Raw genomic sequence first — 22,574 nt, forward strand, 5'->3', positions numbered from 1 at the left:
TGCCTGCCCCTGCGGTCCAGGACGAGGCGGCGAAATCAGACTTTGTCATGAGCGTTTATCCGAAAGGCGACAGTGAGGCACTATCCCCGCCGGTGCAGGGCGGATAAATACGCCGGCCGGAATACAGTTGTTAGACGCAATCATCGATCAACGGATGCGTTTGAACGATGCCATGCAAGGGTAGCCTGTCACCTATAAAATTTAGGGCTTCAAAAACAGTAATGCGATGAGGTTCGTGTTCCAATGCAGCAACTTAATATCGCTGTGCCTTATGACGAACGATGCATGCTCACACCAAGTGGTTGCGCTGTGGTGTGGCCGTTTCTGAATGCAAAGAAAGGCGATGGCCCCTATGAGCTATTTCTGGACACCAATGCCCTGAGTAAAGTGGATTGGGCGCGCCAGCTGCCGCAGCACGTCCGAGACCAGTCCATTCTGAATCCGTTGCCGGCGCTGATGGAACAGTGGTTTTCCAATCCAGAGTTTCGCGCTGACCCAATTACCCGAATAGACGCGATGACCCAAACCTTGTGCGATTTTGGCTTTAACTTTCGAGCGAATTTCGCCGAGCAACAAGTGGCCCTTTTACGCAGGAATGAAGCGGCACTGAAGACGCAGTTCAGCCTCATTTTTCCCTATGTGGTGATCATGAAATCATTGCTGTCGAGGAAGATGCCGGTGGATACGGCGCTGGCGGAGCTTGATCGAATTGGCCAGGCTGATATTCCGCGCTTCACTTCCAGCCTTATGTTGACTGCCTTAGGGGTTGTGCTGAAAAGTAAGCAGGCGCTCAAACTCGACGGGGATACGAAGCCTGCATACTCGTATCTGGATTCCTTCCTGGCTTTCCAGTCGGGACAAAAGGTTGAGGGCAGCCACATCACAGTGCCGTACCTGCGCAACCGGGCGGGGGATTTGAATCTATGGTTGATACTGCCGACGCTACGCCAGCAGGGTTATTCATTTATTGGCACACCTGCAGTGGTCACGGGCGATAAAGCACTGCACCGATTGATCCTGCGCGTACTGCCACCGCTGCTGCATGTCAGTCAGTAAACGTGCTTTTCCATCTTTCCGGAGGGATTGGATGAGGCCCAATGCACGAAAATTCTCCAGACTGTACAGACCGTTGGGATAAGAGGCGAGATGACCACGGAGCAGCGCCGGCAGCGAGTGGCGGCGTTGTTCGAGTTGGCCAAGGATTTTTGTGCCAACGCTGAAGAGCGTGCGGCCGTAGACGAAAGTTGGCAGGAATGGTGCCTGCCGGGGCTTGGGTTGGATATCCGATTGGACTGAACTGCCAGCGCCGGTCCTGATTGCTCAGGACCGGCATTAGTTTGGTGAATTACGCGTCGGCCGATATCACGGCAGTGCCACCGACGACTTCATCAGAGAGTCACGACTCGATCAACTCCCGCACCCGCGCCATCAAGGTGCCGAGTTGTGGAAGTGACTTGAGGATGGCCTGCATCAACGCGCTGTCACTGCCGCGAAAGCCATAAATGGCCTGTTTGATATCGCCCACCCCGTAGTCACGCCCTGTCGACATGATGCTCTCGACGTCCTTTTATCCATCGGTGTTGCGTTTATCAGTATAAGGCGTGGTCCGCGCACACTGTGGTTCTACTAAATCGATATTAGAGGGGGAGCCTGCCCATCAGAGCAATGGATAGGCCAATCCTACGCTGTACCTAGCGCAAGCTGCGGAAGGCTACGCGCAGTTCCATGGAGGTGCCGCTTATGGCCGTTTTCTGCGGGTCGCGATTACAGGCAACAATCGGCCAGCAACGGCCAGTCTGCCCGATAAATAAACACCCTCCACTTTCCACCTTTTCCGTTGGAGACATGCCTACAGAGGCAAGGTACGAGGCGCTTTACGTACCAATGCGGTGTGCCTAGCAGTCCTGTTCTGGCGTGGGTTAGAGTGTGTCTACTCCAAGGAGCTGCGTAGTCTCGGCAATCACCGCTACATCATGTAAAGGGAGAAAAAACGTTGAAGTGGATCAGTGCGCTTGAACTAGGGCAGTGGGCCGACACCCTCCAAGGCAGGGATAAGATGCCCGAGCTGGTGGCGGACTTGATCTGGGCCACAGCCACTAGGGTGCGCCGGCTTCGATTTTTATACGGTGACATGGGGCAGGTTCGAGGCTTCGATGGCTATCTCGACGTTGATGCAACATCCCCGTTCGTGCCAGACGGAAAGTCAGTTTGGGAGTTCGGCACCAACGGAGCCGGCAAAACTAAGGCCGAAGATGACTACAGCAAGCGCACCAAGGAAGTCACTGCTGAAGATCGTGCTGAGCACACTTTGGTCATCGTCTCGCCCAGAACGTGGAACACGCCCAAGGTAAAAATTGAAGACTGGCTTGATGAAAAGAACGAACTGGGTGAGTGGAAGCGTGTCGTCTACCTCGATGGTCCGCTGCTAGAGGATTGGCTTGCGCAGAGCCCAGCAGTTGCCTCGCGTTGGGCGCGGCATGCATTCAAACGCGCGCCCCAACACGGCGTGCTCAGCACCGATGAGTTCTGGGAGTCTTTTTCCCGCCGCTTTGAGCCTGCGCTGGTTGAAGACGTTCTGCTCGCCGGCCGCGAATCCCAAGCCGAAGACTTGCTGCGAAATTTGACCCAGGGGAGTGGGCGACTGGCATTCGCCGCCGATACTACCGATGAGGTTATTGCCTTCGCGGTCGCTGCGATACGCAAGGCGCCCGAGACAGTGCGCAAGCCGCTGGAAGCACGGACCTTGATCGTTGAGACTGAGGAGGCTGCTCGGCATCTGGTTAATACGAGCACCCTTATCTACTTGCCCCGACTCGCCGCACGCAGCTGCGTAGGATTACTGAAGACTTCGGGGCCAACAGTGATAAGCGCCGGGGCTGAGGACAAGAAGATCGATCATGTCGACTTGGTACGACCGACCAACGCTCAGCTTGGCAAAGCATTCACCTACATGGGTATGTCTGAAAGCGAAGGATATGAGACTGCCCGCACCTGTGGTCGGAGCCTGGCGGTATTGGCTCGACAGAAGCCAAGTGGTACCGCTGAGTTGCCGAGGTGGGTCGGCGATGCTGACGCTTTGATACCGGCCATGTTGGCGGGAGCATGGATCTGCAACGTAGAACATGATCAACAAATCCTCAGTTCGCTCAGCCAGAAACCTTATGATGAAACCGAGGACGACCTGCTCAAATTCCTCATCATGCAGGATTCGCCCATCGAGCGGATAGAAAGTTTGTGGGCGACGAAAGCCCCCGTCGATGCGTTTCTGCACCTCGCTCCTCGCGTTGGGCGCAGGCACCTGGAGCAGTTCAAAGCGGCTCTGATCGCTGTCTTCCAGACGGCTGTGGCGTCTCATAAACCACCCACAGCAGACCAACCTTTCGTGCTGCGCAGCAAGCGTGACCAGGAAACCTCGCACAGTGAACAGCTTAGAAACGGATTGATGACGACACTGCTACATATGGCCGTACTTCATAAGCATGCGGGTTTCACCGTTGCGGGTGGTGATCCGCAAGTTTTCGTAGACGACTTGGTGAGATCGATTCCTGGCCTGTCGAGCGACTCCACATTGATGGCAAGTCTGAGCCAGAATCTTTCGTTGCTTGCGGAGGCGTCCCCCAGGTCTTTTCTAGAAGCCCTTGAGCGTCAGCTTGAGGGCGCCTCGCCGAGCATTTTGTCCATTTTCGACGAGCACCCCGGAATGCTCACTCCCGTAACATACCATTGCGGGTTGTTGTGGGCGCTAGAAGTGATCGCCTGGGATGCCAGCTACTTCGAGCGGGCCGTGCTATGCCTTGCCAAGCTTGCGGCGATCGACCCGGGCGGCAAGTTAAGCAACCGGCCCATCAACAGCCTGCGCGCTATATTCCTCTCCTGGGTGCCATGCACTTCTGTGAATACAAAGCGTCGGTTGGCCGCTCTGCAATCCACCGTGAAGGCCGTCCCGAGCATTGCTTGGCCGCTCCTCGCCTGCTTGCTTCCCAGTTCAGGAGATACGAGCTCGCCAACCGAAAAGCCAAAATTTAGGGATTACGAACAGGATCACGGTGAAACCCTGACATATGGTTTGGTCTGGGAGAGCGAGGCAAAAATCATCGCGCTGGCGGTCGACGCAGCAGGCTCGACGCCAGAGCGCTGGATCACGTTGATTAACGCACTGGATCATTTCCAGGAGGATACTTTCGAGGCTACCGTCGAACGGCTCAGTGAGGTGCTCAGCGTCGTTGACGCTGATGACCGAACGCAAATCTGGAAAGCCTTGAACGTGCAGGTCAAGCATCACCAGAAGTATTCGAGCGCGGATTGGGCGATGTCGAAGGAGCGGGCTGAACGCTTGGTGCCGCTAATCAACCAGTACGCGCCCGAAACGCTGGTAGAAAACCATACCTGGTTATTCGATGATTGGACGCCACCTGTGGAAGGCATGGACGACGAAGGCGCCGATTTTTCCCTGCTCATTGAAAATGCCCGTTTGCAGGCCATGAAGGCAGTGTACGAGGCGCTCGGCGTTCAGGGCGTCCTGCAACTGGCGGGCCGCGCTAAGATTCCGCACTTCGTGATTTACTCCGCGTTGCGCCTTGAACTTTCCTACGAGGAACGCCTTACGTTGTTCATAGGCCTGCTCGCGAGTAGCGTGCAGGAGCTAGAGCTCGCAGCTGGAGGAGTCATGGCAGACGGGATCGCACGCTTCGAGGAGAGATGGAAAGAGGAGGCGCGTTCTGCGCTTCTAGGCAGTGGCCTGACTGTTGACCGTGTAGCGAGTGTGATCGAGCGTATCCCTGAAAATAAGCAGACATGGCTGTACGTCGAGACCTTCGGAAATGAAGTGGCGCGAGCCTATTGGACCTTAAAATCGCCATATCCCCTCGAAGTTAGCGCCGATGAGCTGCTCTATGCAGTGGGCAAATACCGAGAAGTCGGACGTCCTGTCGCCGCCTTGAGCGCCGTATCCCGTCGACTTGGTGAGATTCCGACACAGGACGTCTTGTCACTGTTGATGGATGGAGTTGCAGAGCAAAACGCCAAGCCTGGCGCTCATCTGGCCACCAGTTTCTTCGACATTGAAAAGGTCATCAGGGCGTTGGCCGAGCGATCGGACACGACGGTGGAGCAAATGGCGAGCCTAGAGTTTGCCTACCTCCCTCTGCTGCGCGATGAGCCCAAAGCCTTACATCGAATGCTGCTTGAGCAGCCGAGCTTTTTCATGGAGCTGGTGTGTCTGGTATTCAGAGCCAAGGGGGCAGAGGCGGTGGAAGCCTCTGAATCGCAGAAGGGGCGCGCCACTAATGCATACCAATTGCTGAAAAGCTTGAAGTCCTTGCCAGGACAGACGGATCAAGAGGTCAATCTGGATACATTGCTGGCGTGGTGCCTCGAGCTCCGGCGCCTTGCAGCAGAAAATAATCGGCAGGACATTACTGATCAGTTGATCGGCCAAGTATTGGCCCATGCCCCAATGAGTCTTAAGGATGGCGCCTGGCCTCACGAAGCCGTTCGGCATGTCATAGAGACACTCGCTTCTTCGCAGGTAGAGCTCGGGATTCGCATCGAAAGGGTCAACATGCGAGGCGTGTTCTGCAAATCACTCGGAGAGGGTGGCGACCAGGAGCGGGCTTTCGCTCAACAAGCACAGGAATGGGCGCAGGCGTCATTGGATTTCGTACGTACCCACGCAATGCTCGAGCTTATCGCTCGGAAGTGGCTGGAAGATGCTGAACGTGCAGACACGGAGGCAAAGCAGGACGCGATGCGTCATTGATCCCGACGCTAGGATCGAAAAGGGGGCAGTTATTTGTTCCTCTCTCAGGACATTGCTTGCTGAGCAGTAGATCACCTAACGGAGAATGTGAAGTACTAAGCATGTCTCGCTGCTCATCGGGCAACAAAAGTTCGCGGGTCGGTCAAGTGGCTGGTTGTGGCCGCACTCGTAAGCCTACAGGTTTGTTCTGACCCGCTTATGGTGAATGTCGTCGTTTTGGAATGCTCTTTAGCAAAGGTGGCCGGTTACTGCCTCTCGTGAGGATTAGACATCCACTCAAGCCTGACCTTCGCCAAAGGCAGCAATCGGCCAGGAGTAGACGCTGGAAATATCGAAGATACGCCCAAGTGTTCATCGTTTGCGTCGACAGATTCAACTTACCCCGCATCGCCAGGGACGCTGCCGGGTTACAAGCCCTAGGTGTTACTTTTAAGCATGAGCCATCGGCGGAAACTTGGTCATTGTCCATATTCCTGCTTCTATTTGGGGAGGTTTACCCGTTCGAGCTTCTCGATGGGGCGCGAGAGAAGGGAAATTTATGAGTTTGGATGAAAGCGCCGAGCCCCAGGCAGGTGATGCAGAGATCTTGGTGACGGTTGAGAACTTCGAGTCTATTGATCTCGATGCTGCGCTCGACGGGGTGGATACGGTCGAAGGGTACACAATATTTTCGCCCCTATTTCAGGCTGCAACTGATGCTGACGCCCGAGGAGAGCACGGCACTGGCTACGCATACCGACTGCTCGCGACCCTCGCCGGCTTCTGCTTCAGAGTACAAGACCCAGCGACTATTTTCGGCCCTATGGTTCAGAATTCCGTGGTGCGGACCACCACTGCGAGCGATGTTTCAACTGAGCAGAATCAAGTGTTGGCTAAGGTCGCCCATTCACTTTCACATCCGGCGTTACGAGCTAGGGTGGCAGACGTGGTCTGGTACAACGATCGAAAGCAGTGGCGAATGGCCGAAGTCGCCGTAGAAGCTTATTGCGAGGTCATTGAAAAACGTTTGTCGGGCGTATACCGGAACAGCTACCTGGAAGAAGATTGGGTGGATCAGCATCTACTCGACTTCATCGAGCGTGCACTGCATATTCTTGCGGGTACCGGTAAACGATCTCGAATCCCCGCGAGAGTCAAAGCATGTGTCCATGAGCTTTATAGTCGTGCTAAAGGACATTCGCATTTTGTATCTTTCATTCGAATCGCTCGCTTGGCGCAGAGCTACGATTTAACGACCTGGGAAACCATTGCAGAGGATGCGGAGCGTCTGGCGTCATCTCTTGACGATGACGCATACCCAATGGCAGTTAAAGGCCTTTGGGATTTAGCGGCGGACGCACAAGGGAAACGGAATAATTTGGAGGCGCAACGTCGTTGTAAAGATGCGTCCATTGAGCAAACCCTTCGAATGCGTGATCAGGTCCATTCGCCGATGGCTAAAGCCTCATGGACTTTGGACGTTATCGGTGAGTTGCGGGCAATAGGTGGGCACCGAGATCGGATCAAGGCTCTTCGGCTCGAGCTGGTGGAGCTACAAGATCAAGCGCTAGATGAACTTGCGTGTTTCATCGTCCCGATGGATCTCAGTGAGGAGCGAAAGGGGACGGTTGAGCTTTTCGAAGGGCTGACGCTACCGGACATTTTTTACCAGTTAGCGGCTTGGTGGCGACCGGTGCCGATCGCGGATCTGCGAGCGACCGCTCTGCGGAGCAGGGATGAGTTCCTTTTCAGTTCTATGTCGAACAGTTACATCGATAGAAAAGGTAGAGTTTCTGCTTCCTCTCCTAGTGATGGGCATGCCAGCGAAGAGCCGGACGAAGAGTGGTTTAAAGCTCAATGGCTGCGTGAGTTGGACCTACGACGGCATATCGCCGTCGCGTCTGCGATTGAACCGGCGTTACGAACTACAACACAGCGTTTTCCGATCGAGGAGCGACATTTTCCCCCAATAGTTGCCGCCAGCCCCTTCGTACCTCAAGGACATGCAGAGGTTTTCGCTCTTGGATTTGCACGCTTGTTCCAAGGTGACTATTGCTCCGCGGCGTTTCTACTAATCCCACAGCTCGAAAATTCTATCCGCTACGTCATGACAAATGCCGGAAAAGAATCTTCCAAGATCAAACCCGATCTGTTGGAGGAAGACAGGTCGTTGAGTGGTTTACTGCAGAATATGCGCCCTGAGATGGATGAAGTATTTGGGGCAGATCTGGTGAATGAGATCGAGCTGCTCTTCCACCACAAGGGGGGGCCCAATTTGCGCCATCAGCTGGCGCACGGAAAACTCACGATCGGAGACTGCTATCACCATTCAGCCATCTATGGTTGTTGGTTGATCTATTGGCTGACTTGCAAGCCGCTATTGCGGAACTGGAAGCAACATATCGCGCCTCTAATTGAAGCTGCCGCTCACTGATCTGAAACGTCAGTTCGCCCGTTGAGGCCCATTCAAACTTGGGGCTTCGCAGGGACATGAAATTAGGCTCCTATGGAGCACCTGGGCGGCGTTTTGGAGTAAGCGGTGATGGGGGCGGGCGTTTGTCTAATCGCTCCACGAGTCGCACGGCTGCTCAGCAATGAGCGCCCGGGGCTGGTTGTGGGCCTTGCGGATGTCCGTCTGGGATTTGCGCGGCCAGGTTCCGCAGGCGTAATCTTTGTTTTGATTGCCCCAGCGATAACGATAGAAAAAGCTGACTGACACGCCGTCCTTACGGACTGAGATTCGACCGGCGAGATTGACATCCTGCCGGAGGATCCGGCCGGCATGATTGACGGTCAGCGACTCAAGTTCTTTGATGGTGATTTTGGCCATGAAATGGACTCCCCTTACTTTTACCCCCACAAAAACGTCGGCTCTTGATGGACGTTACTGGACTCTCGTAGAGCAGAACACCGCTGGAGCTCAAGTAAATACGAGCTCAGAAAAATCCAGAGTGAAATTTCGGAATCTTTCAAGAAGTATGAAAAAGAAGATGGGGTGCTAGGGGTCGAGTGTTCGAATCACTCCGTCCCGACCATAACTCCTGAGTGAAATCAGACACAAAAGCCGATCAGATGGATCGGCTTTTTTGTACCCGCGCGAAACTACACGGTAGTTTCTTAATAAGATCTGGATCCGCTCCGGCCAAGCGATCTTTGCTGAATCCTTCAAATTCAATTCCGACTATGCGTAGTAAAGGTTCAGCGCAATCAGCTCAAACACAGCCACAAATACGCAGAACGCAACGAATCTTCGGGTAAACACCCGGCGAGGCTTTTCATAGCCTTGATAGTTACTGAATGCGCTGCAAAGGTTGCCCAGAAAATCAATAAAGTCCATCAGATCTGCATCCTCGCCTGCGTGCTTCATGCATCTTGCCAATTCCAATCTGGTTGAGATTTCTCATTGTCCTTACGATCGACCTCGGTAGTCGGCGTAGGACTCTACTTCACCCTCAGAGGAGTATCAGTGCGTTGCTCGGTGAGTAAGCCATGGAGAGGGTGACTAACTTTTCGCGATAGCGTCTACACCCCGGACATCAGAAGGTTATAAGGACATTACGTGCTACGGAAGCTCATTTTGCTATTCGTCTCGTCACAACTCACCGGCTGCGCATGGCTCGGGGCTGTGACCTATGGACGTTATGATTGCTACGACGGGCTTGAGGCTGAGTATCAGCTTGCGCAGTTTATCGGTCCTTTCGCACTTATCGACTTACCTTTTACCTTCGTGGCGGATACCGTTTCACTACCTTTTTGTTGGTACTGATGGCGAGGAATACCGTGTGTAGGTGGCCCTTTGTAGAGGGAACGTCCTCTGCAACCCCGTTTACGCAGCTCAGCATCAACAACTAATAAGGATATTAAGTGTTTCAAAAACTGATGTTACTGGTGTTGATTGCCAGCTCAAGCGGCTGTGCAGCAACGGCCATGCGGATGGATTATGACAAGCACCGATGTCCCTACATCGGTGTTCGGCTCGACTGGTGGTTGGTCGGTACATCCAAAGGCAAGTTGATTCCCTTTTTACTGATCGACGCGCCATTTTCATTGGTGGTCGATACCGTATTCTTCCCCTTCGAATATCAATACACCTGCAATTTCTGACTTGCGGGTAGTGCAACCCAAAGCAATGTAAAACTCCCTTAGAAAAGCCTTGGCACACGCCAAGGCTTTTTCGTTGCTGATGCGACCGCCGATAAAACTCAGGACGATCCAACCCTGCCGTCCCGCACCTGCATCAGTGCAAACCCCAAAAGATTCAGGCCTTTCCACAGATTCGGATCGTTCACATCTGCGTGATCTTGCGCGAGCCCAATTCCCCAAATGGCGTCAACCGGGCTCGCTTCGACAATGACCCGAGATCCAGTGCGCATCAGGTATTCGTTCAGTTCCGGGTTTTGGGAGAACTTGGCTTGGTTTGCCCGGACGACGATGTCGTATCGGTGTTGCAGCCAGCGTTGGTCGTTGAACCCGCGCACCTTGCGGCCGAGGGCTTTGGCGGCGTTCGGGGTCGGGGCCTGCAACACTTGTGCACGAATTTCCTGATCGTCGAACAAGGCTGCCTTCTCGGCCATCATGAAGTGTTCGGCTGTCGGGTAGCGTTGCCCCTCGACAACGAATTCGGCTTCGTACCACTGGCTGAAGCACGAAGCCGTGACGGCGTCTTTGCTTCGCTGGTGTCCCCAGAAAAAAGTGAAATCCAGAGGCTCTCCAGCGTTGAAGCGAGCGCGTAGATCTTCGAGAGGTTTAGAGTCGTGCAATGAGATTTCCTCGGTAACTGACTTTCGACGTTACAGTTGCTGTGCGTGTCAGGGCAATACGCAATATCGTCCAGACACTAATCCAGTGGGCCCAATACCTGGCGGTAGTGTTCTTCGCCTTGAGGCGTCTGCCGGGTCAGGCGGATTTCCAGGCCTTGGGGATTTTCTTTGCGGTTGCCGCTGAGTTGGCGCCACCCCATCTCCGGTTCCCAGACGCGCACTCGCAGGTCGCTGATTCTGTCGAGCACCACCACTGCCTGTTTCGGCGCAGGCAGCGGGTAGCGATCACGTGGCGTGGCGGCGGCGCGGTACAGGGTTTGATCTTTCAACCACCAGCGCACGCGCTGCAAGCCGTTCTGCGAGGTGGCTGCACTGCGGATCACGTCAAGACGAAAGCGCTGGTCGTCGGCGCTGCGCACGCTGATTGCCGCTGGCTGCTCGGATCGTTCGTCATCGTTGTTGTTCAACAGTGGTTCGCGCAGTTCGATGCTGGCGCGCAAGGCGATATCTCGTTCCAGTTGATGCAGCGTGCGCAGCAGTGCTTCGGTGTGTTCGGTGCTCGCCTGCAGGTGCGTGTCGGCGCGGGTCGCGCTGTCCAGACCGCGCCAGGCAATCAGGCTGACGATCGCCATGAGCAGGATCGCGACCATCACCTCGATCAGGGTAAAACCCTCTTGCCGGTTATTCATGGCTGGTTGGCCAAGGTCAACTTCCCCGTGGCTGAGCGTTGCACGGTGAGCGTGTTCTGGCCGTCCGAGAGTTGCAGTTGCATGGGGGAATCGAACCACTCGGCGTTCAGTATCAGCGGCTGCCTGGGTGTCACTCGCACCTTCAGCGATGGCGTTTCCCAGTGACGAGGGCGCAGTTGCGGATCGGCGAGGAAGTGATCGAAGCCGGGGCCTTGTTCATTGCGACGGCTGAAACGAAAGCCGTTTTTGTCCGCCAGCCAAGTGATCGGGCGGCCGTCGGCCAGGGCTTCGGCATGGGCGATTTGCAGCAACTGCATCAAGCGATTGGCGTCCTTGCGCAGCAGTTGCGCCGGGTCAGGCTTGATACTCAGGCTGACGGCAGCGCTGGCAATGCCGATGATGATCAACACCACCATCAATTCGATGAGGGTGAAGCCTGTTTGTCTGTCCTTGGTCATACCGCAACGTTCCTTCGTTGTGAATCCATCCTGGCGGATTCGAACCATCAATCCCGATAGAAAAGCGAATGTTGTCCTGTAGACTGCGACGCAGGACAACAGGGAGGTTGGGTCTTGGCATTTACTTTTCGCTTATCCGCAACGCAGCTTGTGCAATCGGCGGCGCTGATCGCTGCACTGGCAGGGGGACTGTTCTGGTCTGCGCTGTTGCTGACGCCGGCACAATCCCACGTTCCGGCGGTGGACCCCCAAGTGCTGCCGACGCGCGCCGACACAGCGGCTTTGCAGTGGTTTTCCAACCAGCCGGCACCGTTGGATATCAAAGTTTCCGGAGTGCTGGCAGGGGCGCACGCCGCGGTGGCAATTCTGAGTCTCAACGACGGTCCGCCGCGCAGTTTTCTGGTGGGTGATCGCTTGACCCAGGGTGTGCGCGTGATCGCCATTGAACAGGATGCGGTGGTCATTGAGCGTGGCGCAGAACAGAGCCGATTAAAAGTCAGCACGCTGCCAGACTCCCCGTCGCTGCCTCGGTTGACTCGACCCTGAGCGGTGTCATTGGCGCTTTTCCTGCGGTCGGCCGAGCAAGGTTTCGAGTCGCGCCAGGGGCGGTGCCTGACGTTCGCGATCGGAAACCAGCAGCGTCACGCGCAGCAGTCGTCCATCGGTGTTCGGGGTCACGCGTTGATCACAGCGCAGTTGCAGGCGACCTTGATCGCACTCGAAGGTTTTCATTCCCGGGGCAAAATCTTCCTCCAGACGCAATTCGGCGAGCCGGGTTTGTGCCGCCAGCAAAGCGATCGAGCGATCGCGCAACAGGCCATTGCTCTGGGTCATCAGACCCGCAACGCGAACGGCCGCAGACATGGCCACGGCGATGATTGCCAAGGCCACCAGAACCTCGATGAGGGTGAAACCTCGCTCCTTGCGCAACGCTTCCATGCTTGTCTCTGCGGTTGAAACCGGCCCGCAGAATAACACCCGTCCTTTGGCGAATGTGCAGAAAAACAGTGCGTTAATGATTGTTGTACGATGACTGGCTTTTGTTACACTGCGCGCCGAATGTAATCATGCCAAGGAAGGTTGAAATGGATTTCGCGCGCGTAAAATCTCAGTCCGCAGGGCGTCGAGGCCAGCAGGGTTTCACCCTGATCGAGATCATGGTGGTGGTAGTCATCCTCGGCATTCTGGCGGCGATGGTCGTGCCCAAGGTGCTCGACCGACCTGATCAGGCCCGAGCCACTGCGGCGAAACAAGACATCGCCGGCCTGATGCAGGCGCTCAAACTCTACCGCCTCGACCACGGCACTTATCCGACGCTGAATCAGGGGCTCAAGGTGTTGGTGGAGCGTCCGGCGGATGCGAAAAACAGCAACTGGCGCTCTTATCTGGAACGCTTGCCCAACGACCCGTGGGGTCGTCCTTACAACTATCTGAATCCTGGCGCGAACGGTGAGATCGACATCTTCTCGCTCGGCGCAGACGGCCAACCCGACGGCGACGGCGTCAATGCCGATATTGGTTCTTGGCAGCTCTGAGAGCGGCCATGAAATCATCGTCGCCACAGGCGCAGAAACAGCGCGGCATGGCCATTATCAGCGCCTTGCTTATTGCCGCTGTGGTCGCGGTGATCGCCGCTGGCATGCTCACCCGGCAGAGCGTCTTTACCCGTTCTCTTGAAGCAGAACAGTCCCGAGTGCAGGGCGCTGCCGCGCTGTTGGCGGGGCTGGAGCTCAGTCGGCAACTGCTCAGGGACACGCGTCAACAGGACGTGCTGACCCGGCTCGATCAACCTTGGGCGCAGCCTGTCAAAAGCCATTTGTTGAATGCGCCGGGGGGCGGTTTCGAGGGGCGTATCGAGGATCAGCAGGGCAAGTTCAATTTGCGCAATTTACTCAGCAATGAGCGCGTCGATGGCGGACAGTTGCGCAGCTTCGAACGCCTCTGCGAAATGATCGGAATCGATGCTGCCCTCAGCCGGCGCATCAGCCAGCGAGTCATCGCCTCCTACCCGAGAATGCCCGACCTGCAAGCCGCCGGGCAGGGTATGGCGCAGACGGGTTTCGACGGCGTCCGTGCGACGTCGCCGAGTGCGCGTCGAAGGCCTTTGCCGGCCACTCAGCCGATGTTACGCAGCCTTGATGATTTACGTGGCCTCGAAGGCATGAACGAGCAACTGCTTGGGCGCTTGAATCAGTATGTCAGCCTGATTCCGGCCAAGACCTGGGTCAACGGTAATACTGCCAGCGCCGAGGTGTTGGTGGCGGTGGTACCGGGTTTATCGCTAGCGCAGGCCCAGGCCGTGGTGGGAGAGCGCGATCGTGGCCAGTGGTTCATCAATCGTGGGGACTTCGTTAACCGTCTGCACTTGCCGCATCTGACCGTCGACGGACTGAACGTCGGCATTAGCAGCGATTGGTTTTTGCTGCGCGGACACGCGCGTCGTGACCAGCGCCGCGTCAGCCTGGTTGCGCTGCTGCATCGACCCGCCGACGACATGCCAAAAGTGGTCTGGTCGAGGCTCGGCGTATGACTCGCCTGCGAGTCGCCTTGCCGCCACTGGCGGGTTTGACCTCAGACTCTGAGGTTGAATTTGCGCGCCTGGATCGGCACGACCAGGTCAGTCAGACCGGTGTCAGTACGCTGTTGCTGATTGAACAGGAGTGGCCGTTACAGCCCGTCGAGTTTTTTCTGCATCCGGCGGACAGCGTACTGACCAGTTTGCAGTTGCCACCGCTGACGCCGGTGAAGATCGATGCGGCGGTGAAGTGTGCCGCGCAGGCGCTGATTCTGGGTGGCACTGAACAGATTTACGTTGCACACAGTGCACGTGAGGTCTCAGGACAAGTGTCGCTGGCGTGGCTCGCGCAGGCATCTCTGGATCGTTTCGGGCAGTTATTGACTCAGCACCGATTGAAGCTGCGAGGCCTTTACCCGGCGCCTTATGCGTTGCCGGTGCCAGCGCAGGGGCAGGTCAGCGCGTGTGTATTGGACGGGCAATTGCTGCTGCGCTTCAGCCGTGCGCAGGCTTCGGTAGAACCGTTGGCGCAGGAGCGTCTGGATGAACTCGTCACCAGTGGTCGCGGCTTGCAGTGGATCGGCGCGGATGCTCCTGCAACAGTCTTCGAACCACGACCTGCGGAGCAGCGCTGGTGTGGCGTTGCGCCGGGATGGGGGTTGCATGCAGGCATCGGCAAGGCTGCCGGACACACAATCGGTTGGGGCAGGGCAGCCTTCTGTTGTGCCTTGGCGATTGCGATCTGGGTGTCCGGGCTGAACCTTTATGCAGCCCGTGAAGTGACCCAGGGCGAGCAGCTCAAGGCGCAAATGAGCCAGCGGGTGAAGCAGGCTTTTCCAGAGTTACCGGTGATTCTCAATCCGTTGCAGCAGGCTCGCCAGCAACTGGCGGCTCGACACAATGGGGTGGCGGCCGACGCGAATCACGGGTTCGCCTACCTGGTGCAACATGCCGCGAGCGCGCTGCCGTTTATGGCGGGCAGCGTCCAGCGCATGACCTTTGAGCAGGGACGTTTGCAGTTGGAGTTGGCTGCCGATACAGCGCAGGCATCCGCCGATGGCGCATTACCGGGAGCGCTGACGCAGGCCGGGTTGGTCGCCAGACGCGAAGACAACGTGTGGATTTTCAGCCCGCAGGTTGAGCCGGCAGCAGTTGAGGACGATGCCGTCATGGACAGTGACGATGAATAATCTACTGGCGATCTATAGGGCTCGCTGGCTGCTGCTGCGTGCACAGATTCATCGGCATTGGGCGCCGCTGACCTTGCGCGAAAAACGCCTGGTCGCGGGCACCGCATTGATGTTGGGGGGCGTGCTGATCTGGCTGCTGTTCGTCCAGCCACCGCTGAAAAAGATTGAACATTGGCAGACCGAAACGCCGAAGTTGCGTGGCCAGACCGAAGCGCTGGATCTGTTGTTGCGCGAGGTGGCGACGGCGCCCATTGGGCAAAACTTCGAGCGGTCATTGCAGCAATCTCTCGATGGCAGCGGGCTGCTTGGTCGCTACCAATTGCAGGCAATTGGCACCGCTTGGCAGTTGACGTTCGAGGATGCGCCCGCTGATGCCGTCATCAGTTGGCTATTAATCCACCCCGTGCAGTTTTCACTTGAAGTGGTCGAGGCTCGTTTGCAGCGTGCAGACGCAGCCAAGGTCGACGATACGGCCGGCACTTTGTCAGGCACCGTTCGCATGGATCAGGCGCTGGGCGCTAAGGAAGCTTCATGAAGGGGTCAGGATCCAAACCGGCACGTCTGGCGTTGCCGATGCTGCTGATGGCGTTGAGCGCGTGCAGCAACACCAGCACACCACAGAATCAGCCGCCGTTGCTGGTCGACAGTGAACTCGGGCGGCCGCTGGCCAACACCCAGCGCAGCGGCGACGCGGTGCTCGACCGCGAGCGGGCACAGGCGCAAGCGCGACCTGTGCCGAAGCAATTGCACAACATCAGCAAAAGTGCGCGCAGTGGGGCGGCGGCTTCGGGCATCGCGTTGCCGAGCAATCCGTTGGGTGACCAACCGGTGACACTGAATTTTGTCGACGCCGATATTCAAGCGGTGGTGCGCGCGTTAGCGCGTTCGACCGGCCAACAGTTTTTGGTCGACCCTCGGGTCAAGGGCACGCTGACGCTGGTCTCGGAAGGTCAGGTGCCGGCGCGGCAGGCTTACGACATGTTGTTGGCGGCGCTGCGCATGCAGGGTTTCAGTGTGGTCGATGTGGGCGGTGTGGCGCAGGTGGTGCCGGAGGCGGATGCGAAACTGCTGGGTGGGCCGATCTACAGCGCCGATAAACCGGCGGGTAACGGCATGCTCACGCGCACGTTTCGCCTGCAATACGAGAACGCGGTGAACCTGATTCCGGTGCTGCGCCCGATCGTTTCGCCGAACAATCCGATCAACGCCTATCCGGGCAACAACACCATCGTTATCACCGATTACGCCGAGAACCTGACCCGCGTTGCGCAGTTGATCGCGAGCATTGATTCGCCGAGTGCGATCGACACGGATGTGGTGCAGATCCAGAACGGCATCGCTGCCGACATTGCGCCAATGGTGGCGGATTTGCTCGATGCTCCGGGCAATGATCCGACGCAGAAAATTGCGGTGATTGGAGATCCGCGTTCCAACACCATCATCATTCGCGCCGGCAGCCCGGAGCGCACGGAACTGGCGCGCAACCTGATCTACAAACTCGATAACGCGCAGAGCAATCCGAGCAATCTGCATGTGGTTTATCTGCGTAATGCGCAAGCGGCGAAACTGGCGCAGGCACTGCGTGGTTTGCTCACGGGCGAGAGCGACAGTGGCACCAGCGACAGTGCGCGTTCGGTGCTCAGTGCGATGGGCGCAAGTACCGGCGGCAGCGCTGGGCAGAATGGCCAAAGTGGCACGCAAAGCAGCGGCACTACATCGACCACCAACAGCAGCGGCAGCACGGGCGGCAGTTACGCGCAGGGCAGCAGTGGTAGCACAACCGGCAGCGGCGGTGCGCAGAGCAGCGAACAGAACGTCGCTTTCAGTGCCGGCGGTGTGACCATTCAGGCTGACGCGACCACCAACACCTTGCTGATTTCCGCGCCGGAGCCGTTGTATCGCAACTTGCGCGAAGTCATCGATCTGCTCGACCAGCGCCGCGCGCAAGTGGTGATCGAAAGCCTGATTGTCGAAGTCGGCGAGGACGATGCCAGCGAATTCGGCGTGCAATGGCAGACCGGTAATCTCGGCGGCAACGGCGTGATCGGTGGCGCTAATCTCGGTGGTTCGGGGATCAACGTCAACGGCAAGACCAGCATCGATGTACTGCCACAAGGTTTGAACCTGGGCTACGTCAACGGCACCGTCGATATCCCTGGCATCGGCAAGATTCTCGACCTGAAAGTGCTGGCCCGGGCGTTGAAGAGCAAGGGCGGCACCAACGTGCTGTCGACGCCGAACCTGCTGACGCTGGACAACGAAGCGGCGAGCATTTTTGTTGGGCAAACCATTCCGTTTGTCAGCGGCAGTTATGTCACGGGCGGTGGCGGCACCAGCAACAACCCGTTCCAGACCGTGACCCGTGAAGAGGTCGGTTTGAAGCTCAATGTGCGCCCGCAGATTTCCGAGGGTGGCACGGTCAAGCTCGATATCTATCAGGAGGTCAGCAGCATTGATGAGCGGGCTTCGGCCAGTGCCAATTCGGCGGGAATTGTCACCAACAAACGCGCGATCGACACCAGTATCTTGCTCGACGACGGGCAGATCATGGTGCTCGGCGGGTTGCTGCAGGACGGCTACAGCCAGAGCAATGACGCGGTGCCATGGCTGGGCAGTTTGCCGGGCATCGGCGCGCTGTTTCGTAACGAGCGCCGGGCGATCACCAAGACCAACCTGATGGTGTTCCTGCGCCCGTACATCATTCGCGACAGCGAAGCGGGGCGCAGCATCACTCTCAATCGCTATGACTTCATGCGCCGCGCTCAGGGTGGTTTGCAGCCGGAACGCAGCTGGGCGATGCCAGACATGCAGGCGCCGCAGTTGCCGACGGCAGCGCAGGGTGTGCCGGCGGTGTTACCGAGTTCCGGCCCACGCGCAACCATCAAAGCGGTGCCGATCCAATGACTCCGACATCGCCTCTTGATCTGGAAAACGGACCTGTAGGAGCTGCCGAAGGCTGCGATCTTTTGATCTTGCTCTTCGACGGACCCAAACGACCAAAGATCAAAAGATCGCAGCCTTCGGCAGCTCCTACAGGGATTGAGGAGGGCATGAGATGAGTGCACTTCCTTACGCCTGGGCCAAGGCGCAGCGGATTCTGTTGTGCGATGGCGTGCTGACCGTTTGCCCGTCAACGCCGGGCTGGTCGATCAGCGAGGCGCGGCGGCAGTTTGGCGCCACCACGATTCAGCGCGTGCGCGATGACGAACTCGATGGCTTGCTCGCCGCTGCCTATGCCGACACCGGCAGCGCGGCGGCGGTGGTTGGCGCGGCCGAGAATGAAGTCGATCTCGACCGCCTGATGCAGGACATGCCGGAAATCACCGATCTGCTCGACACCCAGGACGGCGCGCCGGTGATCCGCATGATCAACGCGCTGCTGACCCAAGCCGCGCGCGACGAGGCCAGTGACATCCACATCGAACCGTTCGAAACCCATTCGGTGGTGCGCTACCGCGTCGACGGCACCTTGCGTGACGTGGTCTCGCCGCGCAAGGCGTTGCACGGTGCGCTGGTGTCGCGGATCAAGATCATGGCCCAACTCGATATCGCCGAAAAACGCCTGCCGCAGGACGGTCGCATTGCCTTGCGGGTGGCCGGGCGGCCGATTGATATTCGTGTTTCAACGGTGCCGACCGGGCATGGTGAAAGAGTGGTGATGCGTCTGCTCGACAAACAGGCCGGGCGTCTGCATCTGGAAACCTTGGGCATGGACGCGCAGGTATTGGCCAAACTCGATCACCTGATCCGTCAGCCTCACGGCATCGTGCTGGTCACCGGCCCGACCGGCAGCGGCAAAACCACCAGCCTCTACGCCGCACTGGCGCGGCTCGATGCGAGCACCAGCAACATCCTCACCGTCGAAGACCCGGTGGAATACGACCTGCCGGGGATCAGCCAGATTCAGGTCAACGCCAAGATCGACATGACTTTTGCTTTGGCGCTGCGTGCAATCCTGCGGCAAGACCCGGACATCATCATGATCGGCGAAATCCGCGATCTCGAAACCGCACAAATCGCCGTGCAGGCCTCGCTCACCGGTCACCTGGTGCTCGCAACGTTGCACACCAACGACGCGGTGTCGGCGGTCAACCGCTTGATCGACATGGGCGTCGAACCGTTTCTGCTGGCCTCGTCGATGCTCGGCGTGCTCGCGCAACGCTTGGTGCGGCGCCTGTGCAATCAGTGCAAACAAGAAGACCCGGCAGCCCCCGGCACCTGGCGTCCGGTTGGCTGCCCAGCGTGCAATCAAACCGGCTACAGCGGCCGCACCGGCATCCATGAATTGTTCTGCATCGACGACGACATCCGTACCCTGATCCACCAAGGGGCAGGGGAGCAGGCCTTGCGCGCATCCGCCGCCAAAGCCGGGATGTTCAGTCTGCGCGAGGACGGCGAGCGCTGGATCCGCAGTGGCGCCACTGCGCCCGAAGAAATCCTTCGTGTGACACGGGACGCCTGATGAATCGCTATCGTTTTGAAGCCGCCGACGCGACCGGCAAGATCGAATCCGGGCACCTTGAGGCGGACAGCCAGGCTGCCGCGTTCACAACGTTACGCGGGCGCGGTTTGACCGCGTTGTCGGTGCACAAGGAAAGCAACGTCGCCCAGCACGGCGGTGGCGGACTGTTCAGCGCCAAGCTCTCGGACAACGATCTGGCCTGGGCCACGCGGCAACTGGCGAGTCTGTTGGGCGCGAGTCTACCGCTGGAAGCGGCGCTCAGTGCCACGGTCGAGCAGGCCGAGAAAAAACACATCGCCCATACGCTCAGTGCCGTTCGTGCGGATGTGCGCAGCGGCATGCGCCTGGCGGAATCGCTAGCGGCGCGACCACGGGACTTTCCCGAGATCTACCGCGCGTTGATTGCGGCCGGGGAGGAGTCCGGCGATCTGGCTCAGGTCATGGAACGGCTGGCGGATTACATCGAGGAGCGCAACAACCTGCGCGGCAAGATTCTCACCGCGTTTATCTATCCGGGTGTGGTCGGTCTGGTGTCGATAGGCATTGTGATTTTCCTGCTCAGTTATGTGGTGCCGCAAGTGGTCAGTGCGTTTTCCCAGGCGCGGCAGGATTTGCCGGGGCTGACCCTGGCGATGCTCAATGCCAGCGATTTCATCCGCAGTTGGGGTTGGCTGTGCGCCGGGATCATGGCTGGTGCGTTTTGGAGCTGGCGCCTGTATTTGCGTAATCCGGCGGCGCGCCTGAGTTGGCATCATCGGGTGCTGAAGTTGCCGTTGTTCGGGCGCTTCATCCTCGGCCTGAACACTGCGCGTTTCGCCTCGACCCTGGCGATTCTTGGCGGTGCCGGGGTGCCGTTGTTGCGTGCGCTGGAAGCGGCGCGGCAGACCTTGTCCAATGATCGCCTGAGCCTGAGCGTCACTGAGGCCACGGCCAAGGTGCGTGAAGGGGTCAACCTCGCCGCCGCGTTGCGCGTGGAGAATGTGTTCCCGCCGGTGCTGATTCACTTGATCGCCAGCGGTGAGAAAACCGGCTCGTTGCCACCGATGCTTGAGCGCGCGGCACAAACCCTGTCGCGTGATATCGAACGGCGGGCGATGGGCATGACCGCGCTGCTGGAGCCGCTGATGATCGTGGTGATGGGCGGGGTGGTGCTGGTGATTGTGATGGCCGTGCTGCTGCCGATCATTGAGATCAATCAACTGGTCCAGTAGCCGGTTTTGATGGTGTCTGATCGGGCCCCTTCGCGAGCAAGCTCGCTCCCACAGTGTTCGGTGGTGTGAAGTAACTGCATTAACAACATCAATCCCTGTGGGAGCGAGCCTGCTCGCGAAGGGGCCAGTTCGGGCAACAAAAAATCCAGATTTTTTGTCAGGACTTCACCCCCGCACCATCTTCAAGCAGACATGAAAAAGCCCTCGTTACCGAGGGCTTTTCATTAACGCGGTTACATCGACCAATCAGATCTTGCCAGCGCCAGCCTTGGCCTTAACGTCGGCCGCGACTTTGTCCGCGTTCAGTGGGGTGTAGCTGTAAGGCGGGGTCCAGCCGATGTTGGTGCCCCACTTGCAGGTCAGCAAGGTGCCATTGAGCGTAGAACCCTGATCAAGGTAGGTGCTGCCACCGTAGTCGCCGGCGATTTTGTCGCAGCCGCTGATGCCGGAGATTTCGAACGCGTTTTTCTCGGAGAAAATCTTCGAGTTTTTGCCGACACCGTGCGCGTAGCTGAACGGGTAGACCTTATGGCTGGTGCTGCCCACGTGATAGTTGTTGTACAGATGCACCTGGCCGAAGCGAACGCGTGGCGCGCGTGCGGAGATGTTTTCGAACAGGGTGTTGTGGATCGTGACCTTGAGCTTGCCATCATCGGTGGTGCGGCTGTCGCTGGAACCGATCAGGTTGTTCTTCTCGTGCGATTTGAACGCCGAGTAGGAAATGGTCACGTAGTTGGCACCGTTTTTCACGTCCAGTGCGCCGTCGTGGTGTTGCTTTGGACGACCGTTGGCGGTGCCGTTCTGGTCATCGGTGCGGCGGCCATCGGTGAAGGTGACATGGTCGACCCACACATTGTTGGCGCCTTCGATGGTCAGCCCGTCGTACTCGGAGTTCCAGTTGCCGGCGCTGCCGTCATTGGCGTCCCAGATCGGCTCGGGATCCCACGGGTTTTCGATGGTGATGTTGCGGATGATCACATCGTTTTCCTTGGCATAGAAGAAACCCTCGCGGATCTCCGCCGTGCTGCTCGTACCGACGATGGTCGTCTTGCCCGGGATATCCAGACGACCGCGCTTTTTCATATCGGCGGTCGTCGTATAAGCTTTGCCTTCGCTGATGTCGATAGGCCCGGTAATCTTGATGATGCGCCCGTTGGTGCCGACCGAAGCGCTGAGTGCGGTCTTCAGTTCGGCGGCGTTCTTCACGGTGTAGATGTTGTTGGCTGCCGCTCTGGAGCCACCCTTGGTGCCACCGTTTTGCGTGGCCCAGCCAGTCGTTGCAACATCCAGCCAGATATCGGCTGCTTGTGCGGGCAGGGTGGAAAACAGCAGGCTGCCGACGATGGCGCTGGCCAGTTTGCAGGCCGTGAAGGTTGTTGGTTTTGTCATGAGTAATCAGATCCTTGATTAACTTGAGTGTTTTACACGCGATGTCTCCACGTGTTTCTCGAGCGGACGTCCTTATCGCCAGTGCAGCGAATCGAACGTCCGCTGCATGAGAAATCCTATCATTGAACTGGTGCGTTGTCGTACAACTGAATGGGCTATGATG

General features: G+C 57.8%; 21 protein-coding genes and 1 pseudogene. 14 read left to right on the forward strand and 8 right to left on the reverse strand.

All coding sequences use genetic code 11. The annotated features are described in order from the left end of the window. Nucleotides 1–285 precede the first annotated feature (285 nt). Both GTU76_RS15380 and GTU76_RS29900 read left to right on the forward strand, forming a co-directional pair. Nucleotides 286–1,056, forward strand: a complete 771-nt coding sequence (locus GTU76_RS15380) for a hypothetical protein (RefSeq protein WP_219342156.1) — start codon at nucleotides 286–288, stop codon at nucleotides 1,054–1,056. 90 nt (nucleotides 1,057–1,146) lie between these two features. Further along, the gene (locus GTU76_RS29900) at nucleotides 1,147–1,296 is read left to right on the forward strand and encodes a hypothetical protein (protein WP_219342157.1); all 150 of its coding nucleotides are present in this window, start codon (nucleotides 1,147–1,149) and stop codon (nucleotides 1,294–1,296) included. Between the two features lie 100 nt (nucleotides 1,297–1,396). On the opposite strand, the gene GTU76_RS15385 is transcribed toward GTU76_RS29900, so the two are convergent. Continuing rightward, nucleotides 1,397–1,549 (reverse strand): UvrD-helicase domain-containing protein, encoded by a 153-nt coding sequence (locus tag GTU76_RS15385; protein ID WP_180698988.1) that lies wholly within the window; start codon nucleotides 1,547–1,549, stop codon nucleotides 1,397–1,399. A 444-nt stretch (nucleotides 1,550–1,993) separates the two neighbouring features. On the opposite strand from GTU76_RS15385, the gene GTU76_RS15390 reads away from it, so the two are divergent. Both GTU76_RS15390 and GTU76_RS15395 read left to right on the forward strand, forming a co-directional pair. Continuing rightward, nucleotides 1,994–5,758, forward strand: a complete 3,765-nt coding sequence (locus GTU76_RS15390) for a hypothetical protein (RefSeq protein ID WP_180698989.1) — start codon at nucleotides 1,994–1,996, stop codon at nucleotides 5,756–5,758. A gap of 538 nt (nucleotides 5,759–6,296) precedes the next feature. After that, nucleotides 6,297–8,171, forward strand: a complete 1,875-nt coding sequence (locus GTU76_RS15395; protein WP_180698990.1) for a DUF4209 domain-containing protein — start codon at nucleotides 6,297–6,299, stop codon at nucleotides 8,169–8,171. A gap of 150 nt (nucleotides 8,172–8,321) precedes the next feature. On the opposite strand, the pseudogene GTU76_RS15400 reads toward GTU76_RS15395, so the two are convergent. Next, nucleotides 8,322–8,567 (reverse strand): annotated as a pseudogene (locus tag GTU76_RS15400) (site-specific integrase); the annotation flags it as partial. Between the two features lie 351 nt (nucleotides 8,568–8,918). After that, nucleotides 8,919–9,104, reverse strand: a complete 186-nt coding sequence (locus tag GTU76_RS15405; protein ID WP_134174238.1) for a hypothetical protein — start codon at nucleotides 9,102–9,104, stop codon at nucleotides 8,919–8,921. A 258-nt stretch (nucleotides 9,105–9,362) separates the two neighbouring features. Here GTU76_RS15405 and GTU76_RS15410 point away from each other — a divergent pair, with 258 nt between their 5' ends. Together GTU76_RS15410 and GTU76_RS15415 are read left to right on the forward strand one after the other, a co-directional pair. Beyond that, entirely contained in the window at nucleotides 9,363–9,503 is a 141-nt protein-coding gene (locus GTU76_RS15410) for a YceK/YidQ family lipoprotein (protein ID WP_254846346.1), read from the forward strand. A gap of 98 nt (nucleotides 9,504–9,601) precedes the next feature. Further along, complete coding sequence (locus GTU76_RS15415; RefSeq protein ID WP_016984952.1) at nucleotides 9,602–9,841, forward strand: YceK/YidQ family lipoprotein; 240 nt, start codon at nucleotides 9,602–9,604, stop codon at nucleotides 9,839–9,841. Nucleotides 9,842–9,939: 98 nt separating this feature from the next. On the opposite strand, the gene ybiA is transcribed toward GTU76_RS15415, so the two are convergent. From ybiA to gspH, 3 genes are all read right to left on the reverse strand, one after another. Beyond that, on the reverse strand, nucleotides 9,940–10,497 hold the full coding sequence (gene ybiA, locus GTU76_RS15420; protein WP_016984953.1) for a riboflavin biosynthesis intermediates N-glycosidase: 558 nt from the start codon (nucleotides 10,495–10,497) through the stop codon (nucleotides 9,940–9,942). A gap of 77 nt (nucleotides 10,498–10,574) precedes the next feature. Continuing rightward, entirely contained in the window at nucleotides 10,575–11,186 is a 612-nt protein-coding gene (locus GTU76_RS15425; protein WP_180698992.1) for a PulJ/GspJ family protein, read from the reverse strand. Continuing rightward, nucleotides 11,183–11,644, reverse strand: a complete 462-nt coding sequence (gene gspH / locus GTU76_RS15430; protein ID WP_180698993.1) for a type II secretion system minor pseudopilin GspH — start codon at nucleotides 11,642–11,644, stop codon at nucleotides 11,183–11,185. Before gspH ends, GTU76_RS15425 begins: the two co-directional genes overlap by 4 nt. 114 nt (nucleotides 11,645–11,758) lie before the next feature. Here gspH and GTU76_RS15435 point away from each other — a divergent pair, with 114 nt between their 5' ends. After that, nucleotides 11,759–12,190 (forward strand): type II secretion system protein N, encoded by a 432-nt coding sequence (locus GTU76_RS15435; RefSeq protein ID WP_016984956.1) that lies wholly within the window; start codon nucleotides 11,759–11,761, stop codon nucleotides 12,188–12,190. Nucleotides 12,191–12,196: 6 nt separating this feature from the next. Here GTU76_RS15435 and gspI read toward each other — a convergent pair whose 3' ends face one another. Beyond that, complete coding sequence (gspI, locus tag GTU76_RS15440; RefSeq protein ID WP_016984957.1) at nucleotides 12,197–12,583, reverse strand: type II secretion system minor pseudopilin GspI; 387 nt, start codon at nucleotides 12,581–12,583, stop codon at nucleotides 12,197–12,199. Between the two features lie 146 nt (nucleotides 12,584–12,729). Between gspI and gspG the strand changes: the two genes are divergently transcribed. The 7 genes from gspG (at nucleotide 12,730) to gspF (ending at nucleotide 21,022) form a co-directional block, all read left to right on the forward strand. Beyond that, nucleotides 12,730–13,179, forward strand: a complete 450-nt coding sequence (gspG, locus tag GTU76_RS15445) for a type II secretion system major pseudopilin GspG (RefSeq protein ID WP_016984958.1) — start codon at nucleotides 12,730–12,732, stop codon at nucleotides 13,177–13,179. Nucleotides 13,180–13,187: 8 nt separating this feature from the next. Further along, nucleotides 13,188–14,174: a type II secretion system minor pseudopilin GspK gene (gene gspK / locus GTU76_RS15450; protein ID WP_180698994.1), complete on the forward strand. Its 987-nt coding sequence runs from the start codon at nucleotides 13,188–13,190 to the stop codon at nucleotides 14,172–14,174. Beyond that, the gene (gspL, locus tag GTU76_RS15455; protein ID WP_180698995.1) at nucleotides 14,171–15,349 is read left to right on the forward strand and encodes a type II secretion system protein GspL; all 1,179 of its coding nucleotides are present in this window, start codon (nucleotides 14,171–14,173) and stop codon (nucleotides 15,347–15,349) included. Before gspK ends, gspL begins: the two co-directional genes overlap by 4 nt. Further along, nucleotides 15,342–15,884 (forward strand): type II secretion system protein GspM, encoded by a 543-nt coding sequence (gene gspM, locus GTU76_RS15460; RefSeq protein ID WP_180698996.1) that lies wholly within the window; start codon nucleotides 15,342–15,344, stop codon nucleotides 15,882–15,884. The genes gspL and gspM overlap by 8 nt, the downstream gene beginning before the upstream one ends. Next, a complete protein-coding gene (gspD, locus tag GTU76_RS15465) occupies nucleotides 15,881–18,253 on the forward strand; it encodes a type II secretion system secretin GspD (protein WP_180698997.1) in 2,373 nt (790 codons plus the stop codon). The genes gspM and gspD overlap by 4 nt, the downstream gene beginning before the upstream one ends. Before the next feature lie 151 nt (nucleotides 18,254–18,404). Beyond that, nucleotides 18,405–19,811 (forward strand): type II secretion system ATPase GspE, encoded by a 1,407-nt coding sequence (gene gspE / locus GTU76_RS15470; RefSeq protein WP_180698998.1) that lies wholly within the window; start codon nucleotides 18,405–18,407, stop codon nucleotides 19,809–19,811. Continuing rightward, a complete protein-coding gene (gene gspF, locus GTU76_RS15475; RefSeq protein WP_016985711.1) occupies nucleotides 19,811–21,022 on the forward strand; it encodes a type II secretion system inner membrane protein GspF in 1,212 nt (403 codons plus the stop codon). The genes gspE and gspF overlap by 1 nt, the downstream gene beginning before the upstream one ends. 246 nt (nucleotides 21,023–21,268) lie before the next feature. On the opposite strand, the gene GTU76_RS15480 is transcribed toward gspF, so the two are convergent. Continuing rightward, on the reverse strand, nucleotides 21,269–22,411 hold the full coding sequence (locus GTU76_RS15480; protein WP_016987792.1) for a pectate lyase family protein: 1,143 nt from the start codon (nucleotides 22,409–22,411) through the stop codon (nucleotides 21,269–21,271). Nucleotides 22,412–22,574 lie beyond the last annotated feature (163 nt).

The sequence above is a fragment of the Pseudomonas crudilactis genome, from assembly GCF_013433315.1.
Classification (GTDB): Bacteria; Pseudomonadota; Gammaproteobacteria; order Pseudomonadales; family Pseudomonadaceae; genus Aquipseudomonas; species Aquipseudomonas crudilactis.

Excerpts from the sequence above, each read along its gene's own strand:
- GTU76_RS15380 (WP_219342156.1), top strand. The coding sequence starts at position 286 with ATGCTCACACCAAGTGGTTGCGCTGTGGTGTGGCCGTTTCTGAATGCA.
- GTU76_RS29900 (WP_219342157.1), top strand. The coding sequence starts at position 1,147 with ATGACCACGGAGCAGCGCCGGCAGCGAGTGGCGGCGTTGTTCGAGTTG.
- GTU76_RS15385 (WP_180698988.1), bottom strand. The coding sequence starts at position 1,549 with ATGTCGACAGGGCGTGACTACGGGGTGGGCGATATCAAACAGGCCATT.
- GTU76_RS15395 (WP_180698990.1), top strand. The coding sequence starts at position 6,297 with ATGAGTTTGGATGAAAGCGCCGAGCCCCAGGCAGGTGATGCAGAGATC.
- GTU76_RS15405 (WP_134174238.1), bottom strand. The coding sequence starts at position 9,104 with ATGAAGCACGCAGGCGAGGATGCAGATCTGATGGACTTTATTGATTTT.
- GTU76_RS15425 (WP_180698992.1), bottom strand. The coding sequence starts at position 11,186 with ATGAATAACCGGCAAGAGGGTTTTACCCTGATCGAGGTGATGGTCGCG.
- gspH (WP_180698993.1), bottom strand. The coding sequence starts at position 11,644 with ATGACCAAGGACAGACAAACAGGCTTCACCCTCATCGAATTGATGGTG.
- gspI (WP_016984957.1), bottom strand. The coding sequence starts at position 12,583 with ATGGAAGCGTTGCGCAAGGAGCGAGGTTTCACCCTCATCGAGGTTCTG.
- gspG (WP_016984958.1), top strand. The coding sequence starts at position 12,730 with ATGGATTTCGCGCGCGTAAAATCTCAGTCCGCAGGGCGTCGAGGCCAG.
- gspK (WP_180698994.1), top strand. The coding sequence starts at position 13,188 with ATGAAATCATCGTCGCCACAGGCGCAGAAACAGCGCGGCATGGCCATT.
- gspL (WP_180698995.1), top strand. The coding sequence starts at position 14,171 with ATGACTCGCCTGCGAGTCGCCTTGCCGCCACTGGCGGGTTTGACCTCA.
- gspM (WP_180698996.1), top strand. The coding sequence starts at position 15,342 with ATGAATAATCTACTGGCGATCTATAGGGCTCGCTGGCTGCTGCTGCGT.
- gspD (WP_180698997.1), top strand. The coding sequence starts at position 15,881 with ATGAAGGGGTCAGGATCCAAACCGGCACGTCTGGCGTTGCCGATGCTG.
- gspE (WP_180698998.1), top strand. The coding sequence starts at position 18,405 with ATGAGTGCACTTCCTTACGCCTGGGCCAAGGCGCAGCGGATTCTGTTG.
- gspF (WP_016985711.1), top strand. The coding sequence starts at position 19,811 with ATGAATCGCTATCGTTTTGAAGCCGCCGACGCGACCGGCAAGATCGAA.
- GTU76_RS15480 (WP_016987792.1), bottom strand. The coding sequence starts at position 22,411 with ATGACAAAACCAACAACCTTCACGGCCTGCAAACTGGCCAGCGCCATC.